The sequence below is a fragment of the Stutzerimonas sp. R40042 genome, from assembly GCF_026642215.1.
GTDB lineage: Bacteria > Pseudomonadota > Gammaproteobacteria > Pseudomonadales > Pseudomonadaceae > Stutzerimonas > Stutzerimonas frequens.
In genome coordinates this window covers 2,228,751-2,251,712 of the sequence record NZ_CP113258.1, presented here as the reverse complement: position 1 = coordinate 2,251,712, position 22,962 = coordinate 2,228,751, and the positions used below count along the sequence as shown (strand labels likewise).

The window sequence follows — 22,962 nt, the reverse complement described above, 5'->3', positions numbered from 1 at the left end:
GTCATCGCGTGGTGCCGGCCGACACCGCGCGGGCATTATACGAATGCCGCGCGGAGCAGCCAGTCTTGCTTGATATACATCACAACTGGCGTCGCAGGCTTGTCTATAGTTGACCAACCCGCATCAGGAAATGGAGCCGATCATGCAAGCCATTCGCTGCATCCTCGTGGTAATTGACCCGAACCAGCCACAAGAGCTGGCCCTCAAGCGCGCGCGCCTGATCTCGACCGTCAGCCAATCTCACCTGCATTTGCTGATCTGCGACACCAGACACGACCACAGCGCACACCTGAGCGCATTGCGAAAGCAGCTCGAGTCCGAAGGCCATCAGACGACCACACAACAGGCGTGGCACGAGAGCGTCCACCAGACCATTATCAGCGTGCAACAAGCAGAAGGCTGCGGCCTGGTGGTCAAGCAGCACGTGCCGGACAATCCGCTGAAGCGCGCCCTGCTGACGCCGGAAGACTGGAAGCTGCTGCGCTACTGCCCCTGCCCGGTGTTGATGGTTAAAACCGACAAGCCATGGACCGGCGGCAACATCCTCGCTGCCGTGGATGTTGGCAACGCCGACCTCGAACACCGCACGCTGCATACGACCATCGTCAATCACGGATTCGAGATCGCGAACCTCGCCGATGGCAATCTCCACGTCATCAGCGCCCATCCGTCGGCGATGTTGTCTGCCGCAGATCCGGCCTTTCAGCTGAAAGAGACCATCGAGGCGAGATATCGCGACGCCTGCAAGCAATTTCAGGAAGATTTCGCTATCCCGAACGAACGTCTGCATGTTGTCGAAGGGCCGGCCGATGCATTGATTCCCCGCGTCTGCCATCAGCTCAATGCGGTCGTAACCATCATCGGAACCGTGGCACGAACCGGATTCTCGGGCGCCCTCATGGGCAATACTGCGGAAGTGGTGCTCGATACGCTGGAAAGCGACGTCCTGGTACTCAAGCCAGATGACATCATCGATCACCTGGAAGACCTTGTGCGCCATTGATCCAACGCGCGGAAGCCTCGCTAGAGGCTTCCGCCTTCACACCCTCAGATCCATACCCTGGCGTATGAATTGCGGAGCGATATAGCGATCGTAGTGGGCCTCGGAAAGTAGAAAAAACTCCCGATCAATGGCATCTCGCAGCTCAGGCAGCGCCCAGTCGCGAAACTCGGGCAACAGACTGACTCCGTACGCGTCCAGCTGCTGGATAAGCCGGGCGCCGCGCGCGATCAGCTGATAAGCCCAGCAGTAGGGAGATTGCTCGGCCACGAAGCGAATCTGCCTCGCTTCCAGCTGCTGGCGCAGCAGCACGGCATCGAAGATCTCGAGTTTCGCCATCATCACCTGAGCGAGAAGAATCTCGAGGCGCCGCCAGACCGCCAACTTTTCCTGTTCAGCGTATGCGTTCCAGTTGACCACCTCGTGGTGAAAGCGCTTGCAGCCGCGACAGACGACATCGCCGTACACGGTCGAACAGAGGCCTACGCAAGGAGTTTTGATGCGCTGAGTGGACATGAGCAGAAAAGCGGCATGGAGTACGGGCTGAGCATCTTAGACTTTTGTCCTACCAGGGTCACTCGCGCTGACATCCGGATGGCGGCAAATCACGCTGAAGCCCAGGCCAGACGGTGCTCAGCGCATTCGAGGCGAGCCGACAGGCGTTGGCGCAACACCCACAGCAAGCGGTCCTCGACTTAACTTCACGAGCCATTTCCAGTAGACTCAGCCCGCCGTTTTTGGCGCCACATTCCATACGAAGCTGTTTTCAAAGCGTCACGAGCACAGTTGAACCGGCTGCGTGCCGGATGCGCAGAATTGCCTTTCTCCTGCCCATCCGGCCTCGCCCGCCCGGCGTAAAACTTTGAAAACAGCTTCCGGATGCGCGTCCCGAAACACCCAAGGGACCAATGATGAGGGTAAAAACTGTGCTTGAAGCCTATCGCAAACACGTAGAAGAGCGTGCCGCCCAGGGCGTCGTGCCCCAGCCGCTGAACGCCGAGCAAACCGCAGGCCTGGTCGAGCTGCTGAAGAACCCGCCGGCCGGCGAAGAAGAATTCCTCGTTGACCTGATCACCAACCGCGTCCCTGCTGGCGTCGACGAAGCCGCCTACGTCAAGGCCGGTTTCCTGTCCGCCCTGGCCAAAGGTGAAACCTCCTCGCCGCTGCTGAGCAAGCAGCGCGCCGTCGAGCTGCTGGGCACCATGCAGGGCGGCTACAACATCGCCACCCTGGTCGAGCTGCTGGATAACGCCGAGCTGGGCGCTGTCGCCGCCGAGCAGCTGAAGCACACCCTGCTGATGTTCGACGCCTTCCACGATGTGGCCGAGAAAGCCAAGGCCGGCAACGAGCACGCCAAGGCCGTCATGCAGTCCTGGGCCGAAGGCGAGTGGTTCACCAACCGCCCGGCAGTTGCCGAAAAAGTCACCCTGTCCGTGTTCAAGGTCACTGGCGAAACCAACACCGACGACCTGTCACCTGCTCCAGACGCCTGGTCGCGCCCTGACATCCCACTGCACGCCCTGGCCATGCTGAAAATGGCCCGCGACGGCATCAACCCGGACGTGCCGGGCTCGGTTGGCCCGATCAAGCAGATGGAAGAACTGAAGGCCAAGGGCTTCCCGGTTGCATACGTCGGCGATGTGGTCGGTACCGGTTCTTCGCGCAAGTCGGCCACCAACTCCGTGCTGTGGTTCTTCGGTGATGACATTCCGAACGTACCGAACAAGCGCGCCGGAGGCTTCTGCTTCGGCACCAAGATCGCTCCGATCTTCTACAACACCATGGAAGATGCCGGCGCCCTGCCGATCGAGTTCGATTGCAGCAACCTCGCCATGGGCGACGTGATCGACGTCTATCCGTACGCTGGCAAGGTTTGCAAGCACGGCACCGATGAAGTCATCACCACTTTCGAGCTGAAAACCGACGTGCTGCTGGACGAAGTCCGTGCTGGCGGTCGTATCCCGCTGATCATCGGTCGCGGCCTGACCGAGAAGGCCCGCGCCGAGCTGGGTCTGGCTCCGTCCACCCTGTTCAAGAAGCCGGAAGCGCCGGCTGACAGCGGCAAAGGCTTCACCCTCGCACAGAAGATGGTCGGTCGCGCATGCGGTCTGCCGGAAGGCCAAGGCGTCCGCCCGGGCACCTACTGCGAGCCGAAGATGACCACCGTCGGCTCCCAGGACACCACCGGCCCGATGACCCGCGACGAGCTGAAGGACCTGGCCTGCCTCGGCTTCTCCGCCGACCTGGTCATGCAGTCGTTCTGCCACACCGCGGCCTATCCGAAGCCGATCGACGTCAATACCCATCACACCCTGCCGGACTTCATCATGAACCGCAGCGGCGTGTCGCTGCGTCCGGGCGACGGCATCATTCACAGCTGGCTGAACCGCATGCTGCTGCCGGATACCGTTGGTACCGGTGGTGACTCGCACACCCGTTTCCCGATCGGTATCTCCTTCCCGGCCGGTTCCGGCCTGGTCGCCTTCGCTGCCGCCACTGGCGTCATGCCGCTGGACATGCCGGAATCCGTACTGGTGCGCTTCAAGGGCCAAATGCAGCCGGGCATCACACTGCGCGACCTGGTCCATGCCATCCCGTACTACGCCATCCAGCAGGGCCTGCTGACTGTCGAGAAGAAGGGCAAGAAGAACATCTTCTCCGGCCGCATCCTCGAGATCGAAGGCCTGAACCAGCTGACCGTCGAGCAAGCGTTCGAACTGTCCGACGCCTCCGCAGAGCGCTCGGCTGCTGGTTGCACCATCAAGCTGCCGGAAGAGTCGATCGCCGAGTACCTGAAGTCGAACATCACCATGCTGCGCTGGATGATCAGCGAGGGCTATGGCGATGCTCGCACCCTCGAGCGTCGTGCCCAGGCGATGGAAGCCTGGCTGGCCGATCCGAAGCTGCTGGAAGCCGACAAGGACGCTGAATACGCCGCTGTGATCGAAATCGACCTGTCCGAAGTGAAAGAGCCCGTGCTCTGCGCACCGAACGACCCGGACGATGCCCGCCTGCTGTCCACCGTTGCTGGCGAGAAGATCGATGAAGTCTTCATCGGCTCCTGCATGACCAACATCGGCCACTTCCGCGCTGCCGGCAAGCTGCTCGACAAGGTCAAGGGTGGTATTCCGACCCGTCTGTGGCTGGCCCCGCCGACCAAGATGGACGCTCACCAGCTGACCGAAGAAGGCTACTACGGCATCTACGGCAAGGCTGGCGCGCGCATGGAAATGCCGGGCTGCTCCCTGTGCATGGGCAACCAGGCTCGCGTTCAGACCGGTTCGACCGTCGTCTCCACGTCGACCCGTAACTTCCCGAACCGCCTCGGCGACGCCACCAATGTATACCTGGCCTCGGCCGAACTGGCAGCGGTAGCCTCCATCATCGGCAAGCTGCCGACTGTTGCGGAGTACATGGAGTACGCGAAGAACATCGACAGCATGGCTGCCGACATCTATCGCTACCTGTCCTTCGACCAGATCGCCGAGTTCCGTGACGCTGCGGAAAAGGCCAAGATCAAGGTCGTCGAAGTCTGATGACGCTGTAATGCAATAAAAAAACCCCGCTTCGGCGGGGTTTTTTTATGCCTACGGATTTCTTCGCCGGCTGATGTTTATCCGGTCAACCATTTGTATACGGCAGCATCGCAACCGCCAGCCGCGGCCCGAAGCACAGCGGCGGCACTTTTGCTGCAGACAAAGAAAAGCCCGGACTATGCCGGGCTTTTCGAGCTTGAAGACTTCAGCTCAGCATTACTGAACCTGAGCTTCTACCTCGGCCTCAACACGACGGTTGATCTGACGACCTTCCTCGGTGGAGTTATCAGCAACTGGACGAGATTCGCCATAACCGACGGAGTTCACACGACCGCCTTCAACGCCATACTCGTTGACCAGAACGTTGCGTACTGCTTCAGCACGACGCTCGGACAAGCGCTGGTTGTACTGGTCGGTGCCAACGGAGTCGGTGTGACCTTCGACCACGGTGGTGGTTTGCGGGTACTGCTGCATGAAATCAGCGAGGTTCTTGATGTCGCTGTAGCTTTCTTCGCGGACGCGCGACTTGTCGAAGTCGAACTTGACGTCCAGCTCGACGCGTACGACTTCCGGAGCCGGTTCCGGCTCGGTGTCAACGATCGGAGCCGGGGCCGGTTCCGGAGTCGGCTCAACGGCAGCAACCTGACGGGCACCGCCACCGAAGTTCAGACCGACACCAACGCCAGCCATCCACTCGGCTTCATCAGCATCGATGTTGTACATGCCATCAACGCTGGCCTTGGCAAAGAAGTTCTCGGTGAAGTAGTACTTCAGGCCGGTGCCCACGTTGGCAAAGGTGCTGTGGTCACGACCACTGCGGGCGGCCTGGCCAATGCTCTGATGAGCAACGCCAGCGGAGACGTACGGACGCAGGCCAACACCCGGAGCGCCAAAATGATAGGCAGCATCGAGGGAAGTCAGGCTGCCCTTGATGTTCTTGTGACTACCATCGGCGCCCGGCTCCTTAGAGGTCAGGTCATGGTATTCGCCGTAGGAGAGACCCAACGAAACATCGTCGGTAAGAAAATAGCTGACGCCAGCGCCATACAATTCGCCATCACGCTGAACGTCGCGCGAGCTGTCAGTGAAATAGTGCTTACCGAACGCCTCCACCTCTACGGCACCCTGTCCTTGAGCCAGCGCGCTGAGAGAAGTCGCGGCGACTATCGAACCGATTACGACGCCTAAGGTGTTTTTAAGTTTCATCCGTAAATCCCCATCTGGTGGTTAGTATCAGAACAATCTAAGGAACCCGGTTGCATGTTTGCCCAAGCTGTTCGCTACGGGTAAGACAAGTTTGACGGGCTAAGTTTCACTTTGATCGGAAAATTTTTCCCGCAGCTTGTCCAGTGCGCGCTTGTAACGCATCTTCGTCGCGCTAAGCCCCATGTGCATGATATCGGCGATTTCCTGAAACTCGAGTTCAGCAACAAAACGCAACACCAATATCTCCCGATCGATCGGGTTTACATGCACCAACCAACGATCCAGACCCGCCTTCTCTTCGAGTTTAGGCGCCTTCTCATCGGATGCTTCTTCCAGCGGATCGAGGCTAAGCGCATCGAGCAGGCGCCGTTTGCGGCGCTCTTTACGATATTGCGTAATGCATTCGTTGTAAGTGATGCTATAGAGCCATGTTTTGAACTTCGACTTACCTTCGAAGTTCTTCAACCCATATAACACCTTGAGCATAACTTCCTGGCATACGTCATCCGCATCCCGCTCGTTCCCCAAGTAACGCGCACAAACATTGAACAACGTGCGCTGATAGCGACGCATCAGCTCTTCATACGCTCGGGTTATATGAAACAGTTCGACGTGAGCATGCCGCACCAGCTCTTCATCGCTGAGCTGGCGTGGATCGTAGCGCGAAATGGACGTTGGGGTTTTAGTCAAGACGCTTCGAGCCGGCAGTCAAAATCTCGGCCGCCAATCATGGAAACCGGAAAAAAGGCGACGTACTTTACCAGATACTCAGGGCTAGCGGCTGCCGACTCGCTGTTCGAGTAGCACTTTGTTCGCTACGGACATCAGCTCGCCGTCATCGGTAAGCAATAAGGTTTTCACCGTACCGATTTCCTCGATCTGGCCTTCCATGTCAGGCAGCCGTACCTTCTGACCCACTTCGTAGAGCTCACGCACATAGATTCCAGCCAGGATCTGACTTACCAGCTCACGACTACCGAGACCAAGGGCCAGCGCAACCGCGAGGCCGACCGTGATCAGAACGATGGCAATCACATAATTGAGCAGCTCGGTCTTGACCTCGAGCTGCCCAATCGCCACGGAAATGCTGATGATTATCACCAGGCCCTGCGCCATTCGCGCCAAACCGTTCGCGTAATCAAGGCCGACACCCTCGGCGGCGCCTCGAACCAGACCGCTCAACAGCTGCGCCAGCAGGACACCAGCGAGCAGAACCAACGCAGCGCCGAAGACCTTCGGCACATAGAGCGCAAGCATGTCGAGGGTTGCCGAAACGCGCTCCAGCCCCAGCGATTCGGCGGCCGAGACCAGGAAGATCAGCAGCACGAACCAATACACCACCTTACCGATCAACGCCGAGACCGGAATGCGTATGCCCGCTCGGCCCAACAGTTTGGTAAGCCCGGTTCCGGCCATCAGCCGATCCAATCCGACCTTGGCCAGCACTTTGGATAACAAGGTATCGAGCAGCTTGGCTACCACGAACCCGAGCAATACGACGACCACGGCGCCGAACAGACGGGGAATAAAGGCCGCTACAGATGCCCAAAGCGAGCTCATCGCCGACAGCAGACTTTGGGTCCAGGGATCGAATTCCATGATCAATCAGCCTTATCGAAAGAACGGTTGGAAGCAGCCCGGCGGGAAACCGGTGCGAGATGTCGCGACCCGCTATTGACGGCCATCAGCAATGCTTCGAGCCAGTGCCCTACCAGAGCAAACAGGTCGCCAGCACCCACCTGCCGGTTGGCCGTCTTCAGCACTCGCCCCAGGCAGGCGTCGTCATCGTGCACGGAGGGCTTGTTGAGCAGATCTCGCAGGGATTCTTCAAAGGGATCGCGCATGCAAACCTCGCTAAAGTATGTGGCCTAGACGGTCTATGGCCGGTCGGGAGTCACATTCAGAGCCAGCGGAGGCGCCGTAGCATCCACCATTGCAGCAAGGCGATACTGCCTATCAGCGCGCAGGCTACGGCAAACCCGTATGGGAAGTCGGCACCAGGTATGCCCCCGACGTTGATTCCGAGCAGTCCGGTGAGAAAGCTGAGCGGCAGAAAAAAGCCCGTAATGATAGCAAGCAGATACATGGTCCGGTTCATCCGCTCGCTCAGCCTGCGGTGTTCAGACTCCAGCACGAGATTGATCCGCTCCCGGACCATTTCCAGCTCTTCGAGATAACGGGTCAAGCGGTTGCTGAGCTCGTTCCAATACTCGGTGTCGTCCTCGACGAACCAGCTCAGTCTGTTGCGCGTCAGCTGACCGTAGAGCTCCCGCTGGGGCAGCAGGAACCGGCGCAGGCCAGCCGCCTGCCGACGCAAGGAGAGCATCGAATCGTGCTCGGGGGTGTAGCGCTCGTTCGCCTCAAGCGCTTCTTCTTCCTTATCGATCCGCTCGGAGAGCTGCATGACGAGATCATCGACGCGATCGGTCATCGCCTCAGCGAGATAGATCAGCAGTTCAGACGCGGTTTTCGGCCCCCTTCCCTCCGACAGCAGCTGTATGACCACCTCCGTAGAGCGCAATGGTCGCAGCCGAAGAGAAATGACCCGTTGCCGGTCGGCGAACACGCGCACCGACACCATGTCTTCCGGTTCTGCATCGGGGTTCAGATTGACGCCGCGCAGGAAAAGCAGCAGCTCCTCCTGAGGCAAGGCCAGCATGCGAGGCCGCGTGTTCTCTTCCAGCAGCACATCGCAGGCAAAGGCACCGAGTCCGCTCTGCCTGCGTAACCATTGCTGCGCCTGGGGCTGGCTGCGATCCCAGTGCAACCAGAGGCTTTCATGCCCCTTCAGTTGCAAAATAGGCAGGTCCTGATAGCCGATCTGTCGGGCACCGCCGCTGCCATCCAGAACAAACGCGTGGATCAGGCCGTTTTGCTCGCTGTGAAATTCCCGCATCGATGTATCGTCGTCACTCATGAAAAGCCCGGCGTCGCCGGGCTCGGAACAAATGGCGGGTATGCCCCGCCAGTGCAGCGGATTACTCCGGCATGGACAGCGGCTCCGGCGACACGATGATGCCGTTATTGTCGGCATAAACGTATTCGCCCGGGCGGAATGTCACGCCGCAGAAAGTCACTGGAACGTTGAGATCGCCGATACCACGCTTATCAGTCTTCATCGGGTGGCTGGCCAGCGCCTGCACGCCCAGCTCAGTCTGCGCGAGAACATCGACGTCGCGCACACAGCCGTAGATGATCAGGCCTTCCCAGCCGTTGCGTGCCGCTTTCTCGGCGAGCATGTCGCCCAGCAGGGCGCGACGCAGCGAGCCGCCGCCGTCAACAACCATCACCTTGCCAGTGCCATCGACATCAACCTGATCCTTGACCAGTGAATTGTCCTCGAAGCACTTGACGGTCACGATCTCTCCGCCGAAGGAGTCGCGGCCACCGAAATTGCTGAACAGCGGTTCGACGACCTGCACCAGGTCAGGATAGGCGTCGCACAGATCAGGCGTGACGTATTGCATGGAAAGCTCCTTCTGCTAGGGATAACGACCTTTGAACCATCTGGCGCGACATATTAGCCGCAAGCGGCCAGTGGCGGAACGGACATGGATTTCCGGCACAAATGAAAACGGGGCTGACGCCCCGTTTTCGATCTACCGTAACGGTCAGATCTGACGATCAGCCAGGAAGAACCAGGTATCCAGCACGGAATCCGGATTCAACGACACGCTTTCGATGCCCTGCTCCATCAGCCACTTGGCCAGATCCGGATGATCCGACGGGCCCTGACCGCAGATACCGATGTACTTGCCGGCCTTGTTGCACGCCTGGATGGCGTTGGCGAGCAGCTTCTTCACCGCCGGATTACGCTCGTCGAACAAGTGGGCGATGATGCCGGAGTCGCGATCCAGGCCCAGCGTCAGCTGGGTCATGTCGTTGGAGCCGATTGAGAAGCCATCGAAGAACTCGAGGAACTCGTCGGCCAGCAGAGCGTTGGACGGCAGCTCGCACATCATGATGACCCGCAGACCATTCTCGCCACGCTTGAGGCCGTACTTCGCCAGCAGATCGACAACCTGGGATGCTTCGCCCAAGGTGCGCACGAACGGCACCATCAGCTCGACGTTGGTCAGACCCATGACGTCGCGGACCTTCTTCATCGCACGGCATTCGAGTTCGAAGCAGTCACGGAACGAATCGCTGATGTAGCGAGAAGCACCGCGGAAGCCGAGCATAGGGTTCTCTTCTTCCGGCTCGTAAAGCTTGCCGCCGATCAGGTTGGCGTACTCGTTCGACTTGAAGTCCGACAGGCGCACGATGACCTTCTTCGGCCAGAATGCCGCGGCCAGAGTGCTGACGCCCTCGACCAGCTTCTCGACATAGAAGTTGACCGGATCGTCGTAGCCGGCGATGCGCTTCTCCACGCTGCTCTTCACATCTGCAGGCAGACCGTCGAAGTTCAGCAGCGCCTTGGGGTGCACGCCGATCATGCGGTTGATGATGAACTCGAGACGGGCCAGGCCAACGCCTTCATTCGGCAGGTGGGCGAAGTCGAAGGCGCGGTCCGGGTTGCCGACGTTCATCATGATCTTGAACGGCAGCTCCGGCATGGCATCGATGGAGTTCTGGCGGATGTCGAAACCCAGCTCGCCATCGAAGATCAGGCCGGTATCGCCTTCGGCGCAGGAAACAGTAACGCGCTGGCCATCCTTGAGGACTTCGGTGGCATTGCCGCAGCCGACGACGGCGGGAATACCCAGCTCACGGGCGATGATCGCTGCGTGGCAGGTGCGCCCGCCGCGGTTGGTGACGATCGCGCTGGCGCGCTTCATCACTGGCTCCCAATCCGGATCGGTCATGTCGGAGACCAGCACGTCGCCCGGCTGGACCTTGTCCATCTCGCTCACGTCGTGGATGACCTTGACCGGGCCTGCGCCGATGCGCTGGCCGATGGCACGACCCTCGACCAGTACGGTGCCCTTCTCCTTCAGCAGATAACGCTCCATCACGTTGGCGCTGCTGCGGCTCTTCACGGTTTCCGGACGGGCCTGGACGATGTACAGCTTGCCGTCGTCACCGTCCTTGGCCCATTCGATGTCCATCGGGCGGCCGTAGTGCTTCTCGATGATCATCGCCTGCTTGGCTAGGTTGGTGACCTCTTCATCGGTCAGGCAGAAGCGCGCACGGTCGGCCGCATCGACGTCGACAGTCTTGACCGACTTACCGGCCTTGGCTTCGTCGCCATAGACCATCTTGATCGCCTTGCTGCCCAGATTGCGGCGCAGGATGGCCGGGCGTCCGGCTTCCAGGGTCTGCTTGTGGACGTAGAACTCGTCCGGATTGACCGCACCCTGTACCACCGTCTCGCCGAGGCCGTAGGCGCCGGTGATGAACACCACGTCACGGAAGCCCGATTCGGTGTCGAGGGTGAACATCACACCGGCGGTGCCGGTTTCCGAGCGGACCATGCGCTGCACGCCGGCAGACAGGGCGACCAGTTTGTGATCGAAGCCCTGATGCACGCGGTAGGCGATGGCACGGTCGTTGAACAGAGAGGCGAACACTTCCTTGGCCGCGCGGATCACGTTGTCCACGCCACGGATGTTGAGGAAGGTTTCCTGCTGGCCGGCGAAGGAGGCATCCGGCAGGTCTTCAGCAGTGGCCGAGGAGCGGACCGCGACGGCCATGTTGTCGTTGCCGCCGGACATTTCGGCGAAGGCCTTGCGAATGTCGGCGTCGAGCTGCGGCGGGAATTCAGCATCCATGACCCACTGACGGATCTGCGCGCCGGCCTTGGCCAGGGCGTTGACGTCATCCACATCGAGGGCATCAAGCAGCGCGTGGATCTGATCGTTCAGACCGCTGAGCTCGAGGAAGTCGCGATAGGCCTGGGCCGTCGTGGCGAAACCGCCCGGTACGGAAACGCCGGCACCGGCGAGGTTGCTGATCATCTCGCCCAGGGAGGCGTTCTTGCCCCCTACACGCTCAACGTCATGATTGCCGAGCTTATCGAGGGAAACTACGTACTCTACCAAGGTGATCTCTCCACATTAGTGTTGGAAACTCAACCGGAGCCGGGCCGCACGACTGTGGCCCGACCCTGCAAAATAAGTAACAATGCCCGCCAACCGGGCTCGGCGAAGGGCCTACTATAGCTGGGAACCGTTCTCGACTTAAGGCCCAAGGCACATGAAACGAACTGCTTTCTTCATTTCGGACGGCACAGGCATCACCGCGGAAACCCTGGGCCAGAGTCTTCTGGCGCAGTTCGAGAACATCACCTTCACTAAACTGACGCGCCCGTATATCGACACCGCGGAAAAAGCGCGGGCCATGGTACAGCAAATCAATAATGCCGCGGAAAGGGACGGTGGCCGGCCGATCATTTTCGACACGCTGGTTAACCAGGAAATCCGTGACATTCTCGCCGAATCCAATGGCTTCATGATCGATATCTTCTCTTCGTTCCTTGCTCCGCTGGAACATGAGCTGATGTCACGTTCCTCCTATTCCGTGGGCAAATCCCACTCGATCAGCCACAACACCAACTACATGGAGCGTATCGAGGCGGTCAACTTCGCCCTCGACAACGACGATGGTGCGCGCACCCGCTACTACGACAAGGCGGACCTGATCCTGGTTGGCGTGTCGCGCTGCGGCAAGACGCCAACCTGTCTGTACATGGCGATGCAGTACGGCATCCGCGCCGCCAACTATCCGCTCACCGAGGACGACATGGAGCGCCTGCAGCTGCCCAGTGCACTCAAGGAGTACAAGGACAAGCTGTTCGGGCTCACCATCGACCCGGACCGCCTGGCTGCCATCCGCAACGAACGCAAGCCCAACAGCCGCTACGCCAGTTTCGCCCAATGCGAATTCGAAGTCCGCGAGGTGGAAAATCTGTTCCGCCGCGAGAACATAAACTTCATCAACTCCACGCATTTTTCGGTCGAGGAAATCTCGGCCAAGATCCTGGTGGAGAAAGGCGTCGAGCGTCGACTCAAATAAGTGCCGCTTCGCTAGACAACAAAAAGTCCGCTTGGTGCGGACTTTTTGCGTTTTTCAACCGGAAGAATTTGCTTCCCGGCGGCTGAAGCGCATCAGAACGCGTCGCCTGGCACACGTACCCAGCCTTCCATCAGCACCCGCGCGCTGCGACTCATGATTGCCTTGGTAACCGTCCACTGGCCGTCGATCTGCTTCGCTTCGGCCCCGACCCGCAGGGTGCCGGACGGATGCCCGAAGCGCACGGCCTGACGCTCACCACCGCCCGCGGCGAGATTGACCAGCGTACCGGGCACCGCCGCCGCGGTGCCGATGGCCACTGCACAGGTGCCCATCATGGCGTGGTGCAGCTTGCCCATGGACAGTGCACGGACGAGTAGATCGACCTCACCCGCTTCGATGTTCTTGCCGGAGGACGCCCGATAGCTTTTCGGTTGGGAAACGAACGCAACCTTCGGCGTATGCTGACGGGTCAGCGCCTCCTCTGCGGTCTTGATCAAGCCCATGCGCAGTGCACCGGCCACACGGATCGCCTCCAGACGTGCCAGCGCCTCCGGATTGCCGTTGATGTCCTCACGCAGCTCGGTGCCCTGGTAGCCGATGTCCTCTGCATTGACGAATACAGTGGGAATGCCGGCGCTGATCATGGTCGCCTTGAGCGTGCCGATACCGGGCACCTCCAACTCGTCGACCAGGTTGCCGGTGGGGAACATCGAGCCGCCCTCCTCGCCGTCATCGGACGGATCGAGGAATTCCAGCACGATCTCGGCTGCCGGAAAGGTCACGCCGTCCAGCTCGAAATCGCCGGTTTCCTGCACCTGGCCGTCGGTGACCGGTACGTGGGCGATGATGGTCTTGCCGATATTGGCCTGCCAGATCCGCACCACACAGGTTCCGTTCTGCGGAATGCGCTCGGCATCCACCAGGCCGGCATGCAAGGCAAAGGCGCCCGCGCCAGTGGAAAGGTTGCCGCAGTTGCCGCTCCAGTCGACGAAGGACTTGTCGATCGACACCTGACCATAGAGGTATTCGACGTCGTGATCCGGCCGACTGCTCTTCGAAAGGATGACGCATTTGCTGGTACTGGACGTCGCGCCACCCATGCCGTCGATATGCGCCGAATACGGGTCAGGGCTGCCGATCACGCGCATGAACAGCTTGTCGCGCGCAGCGCCCGGCACCTGGCAGCTCTCCGGCAGGTCCTGTAGGCGGAAGAACACGCCCTTGCTGGTGCCGCCACGCATGTAGGTGGCAGGAATCCTGATCTGGGGAAGATGAGCCATGGGAATCTGGTCCTCATGAAGCTGCGCCACCGGACGGTCGCGCAGAAATGAAATATCGCCGCTGCGCACGTGCTCTGCGGACGAACCACAGAGCACGCGCGGAACTGGCGTGCCTCAGGCCTGACCGAGGAAGTCCTTGGCAAAGCGCTGCAGTACACCGCCAGCCTGGTAGACGCTGACCTCGGCCGCGGTATCGAGACGGCAGGTCACCGGCACACGGGTTTCCTCACCGTTCTTACGATGCACGACCAGGGTCAGATCGCAACGCGGCGACAGCTCGCCTTCGATATCGAAGGTTTCGGTGCCGTCGAGGCCGAGGGTCAGGCGGGTGGTGCCCGGCTTGAACTCGACCGGCAGCACGCCCATGCCCACTAGGTTGGTGCGGTGGATGCGCTCGAAGCCTTCGGCGACGATCACTTCCACGCCGGCCAAGCGCACGCCCTTGGCCGCCCAGTCACGCGAGCTGCCCTGGCCATAGTCGGCACCGGCCACGATGATCAGGTTCTGCTTGCGGTTCATGTAGGTTTCGATGGCTTCCCACATGCGCATCACCTTGCCTTCCGGCTCGACGCGCGCCAGCGAACCCTTCTGCACCTTGCCGTCCACGACCGCCATCTCGTTGACCAGCTGCGGGTTGGCGAACGTCGCCCGTTGCGCAGTCAGGTGGTCGCCGCGGTGGGTGGCGTAGGAGTTGAAGTCCTCCTCCGGCAGGCCCATCTTCGCCAAGTACTCACCGGCGGCCGAATCCAGCAGGATCGCGTTGGATGGCGACAGGTGATCGGTGGTGATGTTGTCCGGCAGGATCGCCAGTGGGCGCATGCCCTTGAGCGTGCGCTCGCCAGCCAGGGCGCCTTCCCAGTACGGCGGACGACGGATGTAAGTGGACATCGGACGCCAATCGTACAGCGGACTCTTGGCTTCCTCGATGCTGCCCAGGTCGAACATCGGGATGTAGACCTGCTTGAACTGCTCCGGCTTGACCGAGGCGGCGACGATGGCGTCGATCTCCTCGTCGGATGGCCACAGGTCCTTCAGGGTAACCGGATTGCCGTTCTTGTCGGTGCCCAGCACATCCTGTTCGATATCGAAGCGCACGGTACCGGCGATGGCGTAGGCGACCACCAGTGGCGGCGAGGCGAGGAATGCCTGCTTGGCATACGGGTGGATACGGCCATCGAAGTTGCGGTTACCGGAGAGGACCGCGGTGGCGTACAGGTCACGCTCGATGATCTCTTGCTGGATCTTCGGATCCAGTGCGCCGGACATGCCGTTACAGGTCGTGCAGGCATAGGCGACGATGCCGAAGCCGAGCTTCTCCAGTTCCGGCAGCAGGCCCGCCTCTTCCAGGTACAGCTTGGCCACCTTCGAGCCCGGCGCGAAGGATGTCTTCACCCAGGGCTTGCGCACCAGGCCAAGCTCGTTGGCCTTCTTCGCTAGCAGGCCGGCGGCGACCACGTTGCGCGGATTGGAGGTGTTGGTGCAGCTGGTGATGGCGGCGATGATCACCGCGCCATCCGGCAACCGGCCTTCGGCTTCCTCGGCGCGGGCTGCGGCCAGCTTGGCCTCGTCGGCGATACCGCGCTCGTGCAGGGCGGAGGTCGGCAGGCGCTTGTGCGGGTTGCTCGGACCGGCCATGTTGCGCACCACGCTGGACAGGTCGAACTCGAGCACGCGCTCGTACTCGGCGCCTTCCAGGGCAGTCGCCCACAGACCGGTTTCCTTGGCGTATTGCTCGACCAGAGCAACCTGCTCCGGCTCGCGACCGGTCAGCTTGAGGTAATCGATGGTCTGTTGGTCGATGTAGAACATCGAAGCGGTGGCGCCATACTCCGGGCACATGTTGGAGATGGTCGCGCGATCGCCAATGGTCAGACTGTCGGCGCCTTCGCCGAAGAACTCGACCCAGGCTCCGACGACACGTTCCTTGCGCAGGAACTCGGTCAGCGCGAGGACGATATCGGTGGCGGTGATGCCCGGCTGACGCTTGCCGGTCAGACGCACACCGACGATGTCGGGCAGACGCATCATCGAGGGCAGGCCGAGCATCACGGTTTCGGCTTCCAGACCGCCAACACCGATGGCGATCACACCCAGCGCATCGACGTGCGGCGTATGCGAGTCGGTGCCGACGCAGGTGTCCGGGAAGGCCACGCCGCCGCGGGCCTGGATCACCGGGGACATTTTCTCCAGGTTGATCTGGTGCATGATGCCGTTGCCGGCCGGGATCACGTCGACGTTCTTGAACGCGGTCTTGGTCCACTCGATAAAGTGGAAGCGGTCCTCGTTGCGACGTTCCTCGACGGCGCGGTTCTTCTCGAAGGCATCCGGATCGAAACCGGCATATTCCACCGCCAGCGAATGGTCGACGATCAGCTGCGTCGGCACCACCGGGTTGACCTTGGCCGGATCCCCGCCCTGCTCCGCGATCGCATCGCGCAGGCCGGCGAGATCGACCAGCGCGGTCTGGCCGAGGATGTCGTGGCAGACGACGCGAGCCGGATACCAGGGAAAGTCGAGGTCGCGCTTGCGCTCGATGATCTGCTTCAGCGAATCGGTCAGCGCTTCGGGCTCACAGCGGCGCACCAGCTGTTCGGCCAGCACGCGGGAGGTATAGGGCAGTTTGTCGTAGGCGCCCGGCTGAATCGCTTCGATCGCCTCGCGGGTGTCGAAGTAGTCAAGCCCGGTGCCTGGCAAAGGTTTGCGGTGTTCTGTATTCATGCCGGAAGAACTCAATTCAATAATGTTCCGAGGGGCCAGGCCTGAGGAGCCCGCACAGCGGGCTCCCGCTCCGATCAGCGCTGAGCGATCGGTACGACCTTGCGCTGTTCCGGACCGATGTACTCGGCGCTCGGCCGAATGATCCGGTTGTTGCTGCGTTGTTCGAACACATGGGACGCCCAGCCGGTTACGCGCGAGCAGACGAAGATCGGCGTGAACAGCTTGGTGGGAATGCCCATGAAGTGATAGGCGGAGGCATGGTAGAAGTCGGCGTTGGGAAACAGCTTCTTCTGCTCCCACATGGTTTCGTCGACCGCGACCGATACTGGGTAGAGCACGGTGTCGCCCACTTCGTCGGCGAGCTTCTTGGCCCAGACCTTGATGACCTCGTTGCGCGGGTCGGAGACGCTGTAGATCGCGTGGCCGAAGCCCATGATCTTGTCCTTGCGCTCGAGCATGCCGAGGATCGCTTCACGCGCCTCTTCCGGGCTCTTCCACTGCTCGATCATGTCCATCGCCGCTTCGTTGGCGCCGCCATGCAGCGGGCCACGCAGCGAACCGATGGCACCGGTCACGCAGGAATAGAGGTCGGAAAGAGTCGACGCGCAAACCCGCGCGGTGAACGTCGAGGCGTTGAATTCGTGCTCGGCATAGAGGATCAGCGAGACGTTCATCACCTTGACGTGCAGGTCGCTCGGCTTCTTGTCGTGCAGCAGCGCGAGGAAGTGGCCACCCAGGGTGTCTTCGTCGCTGGTGCAGTTGATGCGCACGCCGTCGTGGGTGAAGCGGTACCAGTAGCACATGATGGCCGGGAAGGCCGCCATCAGGCGCTCGGCCACGTCGCGCTGCTGGTCGAAGCTGAGTTCCGGCTCAAGAGTGCCGAGCACCGACGAGCCGGTGCGCATCACATCCATCGGATGCGCGCTGGCCGGAATGCGCTCGAGCACTTCCTTCAGTGCCTGCGGCAGGTCACGCATGGTCTTCAGGCGATTCTTGTAATCAGCCAGCTGCTGAGCGTTCGGCAGCTCACCGTAGAACAGCAGGTAGGCGACTTCCTCGAAATCGCATTCGGCGGCCAGGTCGCGGACGTCGTAGCCACGATAGGTCAGCCCGGCGCCGGTCTTGCCAACGGTGCACAGGGCAGTCTGTCCGGCGATCTGTCCGCGCAGACCCGCACCGCTCAATACTTTTGCTTCAGCCATTGCTATCTCCTTATTGGATTTGTTCTGGATACCGCAAATCACGTTGAAAAATGGATCGCAAAGCGCCCGCTGGCAAATCGGTCGGGCGCTACTCGTCAGCTCTTCTTCTGGGCGAACAGCGCGTCTAGGTGCTGTTCGAACGAGTGGTAGTTGATGCGATCGTAGAGCTCCATGCGGGTCTGCATGGTGTCGATCACGTTCGCCTGGGTGCCATCACGGCGCAGTGCGGTGTAAACGTTCTCGGCAGCCTTGTTCATGGCGCGGAACGCCGACAACGGATAGAGCACCAGCGACACGTCGACGCTGGCCAGCTGCTCGGTGGTGTACAGCGGCGTGGCGCCGAACTCGGTGATGTTGGCCAGGATCGGCGCCTTCACCCGGTCGGCGAAGACCTTGTACATGTCCAGCTCGGTGATCGCCTCGGGGAAGATCATGTCGGCGCCGGCCTCGATGCAGGCGGCAGCACGATCCAGCGCCGAGTTCAGCCCTTCCACCGCCAGCGCATCGGTACGCGCCATGATCACGAAGCTGTCGTCGGTACGCGCATCGACGGCCGCCTTGATGCGGTCGACCATCTCCTGCTGCGAGACGATCTCCTTGTTCGGACGATGACCGCAGCGCTTGGCGCCGACCTGATCCTCGATGTGGATCGCCGCCGCGCCGAACTTGATCATCGACTTGACGGTGCGGGCCACGTTGAAGGCCGAGGAGCCGAAGCCGGTGTCGACATCCACCAGCAGCGGCAGGTCGCAGACGTCGGTGATCCGGCGTACGTCGGTCAGCACATCGTCGAGTCCGGTGATGCCGAGGTCAGGCAGACCCAGCGAGCCGGCCGCAACGCCGCCGCCGGACAGATAGATCGCCTTGAAGCCGGCACGCTTGGCCAGCAACGCATGGTTGGCGTTGATCGCACCGACCACCTGCAGGGGATGTTCGCTGGCGACCGCATCGCGGAATCGCTGACCGGGGGTTGGGAGTGTCATGCCTCACCTCTTGGTTGTGGTGTTTGCTCAAGAGCGCCCTTGAAGTGGCGCTCGACATTGCGCTTGGAAGCGGCGATATGGCGGCGCATCAGCAGTTCCGCCAACTCGCCATCGCGCTCGGCGATGGCGTCGAGAATCCGGTGGTGTTCGGCGAAGGCCTGATGCGGCCGGTTCGGCGTCGTTGAGAACTGGATGCGGTACATGCGCACGAGCTGGTAGAGCTCGTCGCACAGCAGTTTGGCCAGCGTGCGGTTGCCGCTGCCCTGGATGATCCGGTAGTGGAAATCGAAGTCGCCTTCCTGCTGGTAGTAACCGACGCCAGCCTGAAATGCCTCGTCGCGCTCGTGGGTGCGCAGTACCCGGCGCAGATCGTCGATCTCCGCCTCGCTCATGCGCTCGGCGGCGAGGCGGCAGGCCATGCCCTCGAGTGATTCGCGAATTTCATAGAGTTCGATCAGCTCGGCGTGGCTCAGCGAAACCACTCGCGCGCCCACATGCGGCACACGAATCAGCAGCTTCTGCCCTTCAAGCCGATGAATCGCTTCGCGCAGCGGTCCGCGGCTGATGCCGTAGGTGCGCGCCAGTTCCGGCTCGGAAATCTTGCTTCCCGGAGCGATCTCACCCTTGACGATGGCAGCCTGGATCAGGCGGAACACGTGCTCGGCAAGCGTGCCACTATCTATCTGTTGCGTTGCCGGGGCGACTTCAACGGTATCCAACATGATTGTCGACAATCTCCAGATCGTTCCGGCGAAACTACGCCTGAAGAAACCCGCAGTCAACAAGCAAGCCGGATGGATTGTCGACACCTTTACTAAAGTCGTAACCATGAAGGCGTCGCTTCGAGTCCTCGCTCGCCGTTGTCCTGTGTTGAAAGCGCCATGCTAGAATGCCAGCCTTTCGCGCCCAGCCCGCTCGCTCGCCACCGCTACCAGACGCGCCAGGCCGTACGTCATTTCCGTTTCGTCCCTTCCCTTAGATATCAGGTCCATGAGAGTAAAAGTTCTATTTCTGCTGCTCTGCATCTCGATCCTGCCCACAGCCACCCAGGCTGCCGACAACACCATCTATGGCCTCAACGAATACGTCGGCCTGCCCGATTTCGGCCTCGAGGTGGAAGCCAAACTCGATACCGGCGCCCAGACTGCCTCGCTCAGCGCCCGGGATATCGAGCGATTCAAGCGCAACGGCAAATCCTGGGTACGGTTCTACCTGGCTCTGGACGACGCCCACGCGCACCCGATCGAGCGGCCGCTGGCACGAATCAGCAAGATCAAGCGTCGGGCTGGCGACTACGATCCTGAAGAGGAGAAAACCTATACGGCGCGCCCCGTTATCGAACTCGATCTGTGCATGGGCAAGGCCAAACGCACGATCGAAGTGAACCTCACGGACCGTACCGCTTTCCAATACCCACTTTTGATCGGTTCCGACGCGCTCACCCGCTTCGGCGCCCTGGTCGACCCGAGTCGCACCTTTATTGCCGGCAAACCCGGTTGCCTCAACGAATCTGACGCTGACGAGTAATACCCATGCGCGCTCTCACTCTGCATCTGAAAGTCCTGATCTTCCTGCTCGTCGCACTGGGAGTTTCGATCACCGCCTACCAGATCTTCGTACTGGGCATCCCGGTTACCGAAGATGAAACCGACGACCTGTGGAACATCGACGCGAAGATCGAATTCCAGGCCAGCCCCCGCGAGCCGGTGAAGCTGCAGATGTTCGTGCCGCCGCTGAATCAGGAGTTCGTCAGCCTCAACGAAAGCTTCATCTCCAACAACTACGGCGTCAGCATCAACCGGGCCGACGGCAACCGCCGCGTCACCTGGTCCGCGCGCCGTGCCAGCGGCAACCAGACGCTCTACTACCGCCTTGTGCTCACCAAGCGCTACAGCGGCGAGCAGACCAAGGCGACCGGCCCGATCTTCCGCGACAGCATCCCGGTAGAGGGTCCGGAAAAAATTGCTGCCGAAGCTCTGCTCTCACCGATCCGCCAGCACTCGGCGGACGTCGAGACGTTCATCAGCGAAGCCATCAAACGTGTCAACAATCCCAACGATGACAACGTCAAGCTGCTGCTCGGCGGCGATGCCTCGATCGCCAACAAGGCCAGCGTCATCGAGTTGCTGCTGTCGATCGCTCATGTCCCGATGGAGCGCGTCCATACCGTCCGGCTGAACGCCGATCAGCCGCAGACGCCCGAGCTCTGGCTGCGCAGCTTCAACGGTGACAAGTGGCTGTACTTCAATCCGGGGACCGGCGAGCAGGGCCTGCCGGCAGACCGCCTGGTCTGGTGGACCGGCAACGAGCCGCTGATCAACCTCGAAGGCGGACGCAACCCGCAGGTGACCTTCACTCTCAACAACAGTGAGATGAATGCCATCCGCCTGGCCAAACTGACCGACGAAAACACTGACGCCGACTTCCTCGAGTACTCGCTGTACGGCCTGCCGCTGCAAACCCAGCAGACCTACCAGATCATGATCATGATCCCGATCGGCGTACTGGTGATCCTGATCTTGCGCAATCTCGGCGGCCTGCAGACCCTCGGCACCTTCACTCCGGTGCTGATCGCCCTGGCCTTCCGCGAAACTCAGATCGGCTTCGGCATCATCCTCTTCACCCTGATCACCGCACTGGGCCTGTCGCTGCGTTCGTATCTGGAGCACCTCAAGCTGCAGATGCTGCCGCGCCTGTCGGTGGTGCTGACCTTCGTCGTGGTGCTGATCGCGGTAATCAGTCTCCTGAGCCACAAGCTCGGGCTCGAGCGCGGGCTATCGGTATCGCTGTTCCCGATGGTGATCCTGACCATGACCATCGAACGCCTGTCCATCACCTGGGAAGAGCGCGGCGGCGGCCACGCCTTCAAGGTCGCGGTTGGCACGCTGATCGCCGCGAGCCTGGCATTCATGTTGATGAACATCCAGGCGCTGACCTACTTCATCTTCACCTTCCCGGCGGTGCTGTTGATCATGGTGGGCTTCATGCTGGCGATGGGTCGCTACCGCGGCTACCGCCTGACCGAGCTGTTCCGCTTCAAAGCCTTTCTGAAGGATTGAGCCATGTTCGGTCTGATCAAGACGTGGAAGGCCCTGGAAGCCAAGGGCATCATGGGCATCAACCGCCGCAATGCGGATTACGTGCTCAAGTACAACAAGCGCAGCCTGTACCCGATCGTCGATGACAAGATCATCACCAAGCAGCGCGCCATCGAGGCCGGCATCCATGTGCCGGAGATGTACGGCATCATCGAGACCGAAAAGGACATCGACAAGCTCAAGGACATCGTCAAGGACCACACGGACTTCGTCGTCAAGCCGGCCCAGGGTGCTGGCGGCGACGGCATCCTGGTGATCGCCGACCGCTTCGAGGGCCGCTACAAGACCGTCTCGGGCAAGATCATGACCCATGAGGAGATCGAGCATCAGATCTCCAACATTCTCACCGGACTCTATTCGTTGGGCGGTCATCGTGACCGCGCACTGATCGAATACCGCGTCACACCGGACCCGATCTTCAAGAGCATCAGCTACGAGGGCGTGCCGGACATCCGCATCATCGTGCTGATGGGCTACCCGGTCATGGCCATGCTGCGCCTGCCGACTCGTCAATCCGGTGGCAAGGCCAACCTCCACCAGGGCGCGATCGGCGTCGGCGTCGACCTCGCTACCGGCATCACCCTGCGTGGCACCTGGCTGAACAACAAGATCACCAAGCACCCGGACACCACCAATGCCGTGGATGGCGTGCAGCTGCCCAACTGGGATGGCTTCATGAAGCTGGCCGCCGGCTGCTACGAGCTCTGCGGCCTGGGCTACATCGGTGTCGACATGGTGCTCGACCAGGACAAGGGTCCGCTGATCCTCGAGCTGAACGCGCGTCCGGGGCTGAACATCCAGATCGCCAACGACTGCGGCCTGACCCACCGCGCCCACGCGGTAGAAAATCGCCTGGAAGAGCTCAAGGCGAAAGGCATTCAGGAAACCGCCGAGGAGCGGGTGAAGTTCTCCCAGGAGCTCTTCGGCCACGTTCCGCCGCACGACTGACCCATCGGCCGGCCCGTGCATCTCGCGGGCCGGCCCA

The 22,962-nt window shown here is 61.0% G+C and carries 19 protein-coding genes; 6 read left to right on the top strand and 13 right to left on the bottom strand.

All coding sequences use genetic code 11. The features are described from left to right. Nucleotides 1-142 precede the first annotated feature (142 nt). Nucleotides 143-1,003 carry a universal stress protein gene (locus tag OUY36_RS10705; protein ID WP_267938011.1) on the top strand — a complete coding sequence of 287 codons (861 nt, stop codon included), beginning with the start codon at nt 143-145 and terminating at the stop codon, nt 1,001-1,003. A gap of 36 nt (nt 1,004-1,039) precedes the next feature. Here OUY36_RS10705 and OUY36_RS10700 read toward each other — a convergent pair whose 3' ends face one another. Beyond that, on the bottom strand, nt 1,040-1,516 hold the full coding sequence (locus tag OUY36_RS10700; RefSeq protein WP_063543056.1) for a DUF1289 domain-containing protein: 477 nt from the start codon (nt 1,514-1,516) through the stop codon (nt 1,040-1,042). Between the two features lie 410 nt (nt 1,517-1,926). Between OUY36_RS10700 and acnB the strand changes: the two genes are divergently transcribed. After that, nucleotides 1,927-4,536, top strand: coding sequence for a bifunctional aconitate hydratase 2/2-methylisocitrate dehydratase (acnB, locus tag OUY36_RS10695; protein WP_063543058.1), 2,610 nt, complete (start codon nt 1,927-1,929; stop codon nt 4,534-4,536). A 216-nt stretch (nt 4,537-4,752) separates the two neighbouring features. On the opposite strand, the gene OUY36_RS10690 is transcribed toward acnB, so the two are convergent. The 7 genes from OUY36_RS10690 to ppsA all read right to left on the bottom strand — a co-directional run bounded on the left by OUY36_RS10690 (nt 4,753) and on the right by ppsA (nt 11,723). Next, complete coding sequence (locus tag OUY36_RS10690; RefSeq protein ID WP_063543060.1) at nt 4,753-5,742, bottom strand: OmpA family protein; 990 nt, start codon at nt 5,740-5,742, stop codon at nt 4,753-4,755. A gap of 99 nt (nt 5,743-5,841) precedes the next feature. Continuing rightward, a complete protein-coding gene (gene sigX, locus OUY36_RS10685; protein WP_063543062.1) occupies nt 5,842-6,432 on the bottom strand; it encodes an RNA polymerase sigma factor SigX in 591 nt (196 codons plus the stop codon). 84 nt (nt 6,433-6,516) lie between these two features. Beyond that, nucleotides 6,517-7,341 (bottom strand): mechanosensitive ion channel family protein, encoded by an 825-nt coding sequence (locus OUY36_RS10680; RefSeq protein WP_063543064.1) that lies wholly within the window; start codon nt 7,339-7,341, stop codon nt 6,517-6,519. A gap of 2 nt (nt 7,342-7,343) precedes the next feature. Beyond that, on the bottom strand, nt 7,344-7,586 hold the full coding sequence (locus OUY36_RS10675) for a CrfX protein (RefSeq protein WP_102841155.1): 243 nt from the start codon (nt 7,584-7,586) through the stop codon (nt 7,344-7,346). A gap of 56 nt (nt 7,587-7,642) precedes the next feature. Then, entirely contained in the window at nt 7,643-8,638 is a 996-nt protein-coding gene (locus OUY36_RS10670; protein WP_267938156.1) for a zinc transporter ZntB, read from the bottom strand. An 82-nt stretch (nt 8,639-8,720) separates the two neighbouring features. Continuing rightward, nucleotides 8,721-9,209, bottom strand: coding sequence for a ribonuclease E activity regulator RraA (gene rraA / locus OUY36_RS10665; RefSeq protein ID WP_063543070.1), 489 nt, complete (start codon nt 9,207-9,209; stop codon nt 8,721-8,723). Nucleotides 9,210-9,353: 144 nt separating this feature from the next. Next, a complete protein-coding gene (gene ppsA / locus OUY36_RS10660) occupies nt 9,354-11,723 on the bottom strand; it encodes a phosphoenolpyruvate synthase (protein ID WP_125868902.1) in 2,370 nt (789 codons plus the stop codon). A gap of 154 nt (nt 11,724-11,877) precedes the next feature. On the opposite strand from ppsA, the gene ppsR reads away from it, so the two are divergent. Further along, a complete protein-coding gene (ppsR, locus tag OUY36_RS10655) occupies nt 11,878-12,696 on the top strand; it encodes a posphoenolpyruvate synthetase regulatory kinase/phosphorylase PpsR (protein WP_267938007.1) in 819 nt (272 codons plus the stop codon). A gap of 92 nt (nt 12,697-12,788) precedes the next feature. Here the strand turns inward: ppsR and prpF are convergent, their stop codons facing one another. From prpF to OUY36_RS10630, 5 genes are all read right to left on the bottom strand, one after another. Beyond that, on the bottom strand, nt 12,789-13,976 hold the full coding sequence (gene prpF / locus OUY36_RS10650; RefSeq protein ID WP_110778991.1) for a 2-methylaconitate cis-trans isomerase PrpF: 1,188 nt from the start codon (nt 13,974-13,976) through the stop codon (nt 12,789-12,791). Between the two features lie 114 nt (nt 13,977-14,090). Next, complete coding sequence (gene acnD / locus OUY36_RS10645) at nt 14,091-16,694, bottom strand: Fe/S-dependent 2-methylisocitrate dehydratase AcnD (protein ID WP_133457111.1); 2,604 nt, start codon at nt 16,692-16,694, stop codon at nt 14,091-14,093. 74 nt (nt 16,695-16,768) lie between these two features. Beyond that, the gene (gene prpC, locus OUY36_RS10640) at nt 16,769-17,896 is read right to left on the bottom strand and encodes a bifunctional 2-methylcitrate synthase/citrate synthase (protein WP_063543076.1); all 1,128 of its coding nucleotides are present in this window, start codon (nt 17,894-17,896) and stop codon (nt 16,769-16,771) included. A gap of 95 nt (nt 17,897-17,991) precedes the next feature. Further along, nucleotides 17,992-18,879, bottom strand: coding sequence for a methylisocitrate lyase (prpB, locus tag OUY36_RS10635; RefSeq protein WP_267938004.1), 888 nt, complete (start codon nt 18,877-18,879; stop codon nt 17,992-17,994). Beyond that, complete coding sequence (locus OUY36_RS10630; RefSeq protein ID WP_063543080.1) at nt 18,876-19,601, bottom strand: GntR family transcriptional regulator; 726 nt, start codon at nt 19,599-19,601, stop codon at nt 18,876-18,878. The genes prpB and OUY36_RS10630 overlap by 4 nt, the downstream gene beginning before the upstream one ends. A 268-nt stretch (nt 19,602-19,869) precedes the next feature. Here OUY36_RS10630 and rloA point away from each other — a divergent pair, with 268 nt between their 5' ends. From rloA to OUY36_RS10615, 3 genes are read left to right on the top strand one after another with little or no spacing between them, the layout of a single operon-like run. Next, entirely contained in the window at nt 19,870-20,406 is a 537-nt protein-coding gene (gene rloA, locus OUY36_RS10625) for a retropepsin-like aspartic peptidase RloA (protein ID WP_063543082.1), read from the top strand. Nucleotides 20,407-20,411: 5 nt separating this feature from the next. Then, complete coding sequence (rloB, locus tag OUY36_RS10620) at nt 20,412-21,938, top strand: osmotic stress tolerance membrane protein RloB (RefSeq protein ID WP_063543084.1); 1,527 nt, start codon at nt 20,412-20,414, stop codon at nt 21,936-21,938. A gap of 3 nt (nt 21,939-21,941) precedes the next feature. Further along, nucleotides 21,942-22,925 carry an alpha-L-glutamate ligase-like protein gene (locus tag OUY36_RS10615; RefSeq protein ID WP_063543086.1) on the top strand — a complete coding sequence of 328 codons (984 nt, stop codon included), beginning with the start codon at nt 21,942-21,944 and terminating at the stop codon, nt 22,923-22,925. Nucleotides 22,926-22,962 lie beyond the last annotated feature (37 nt).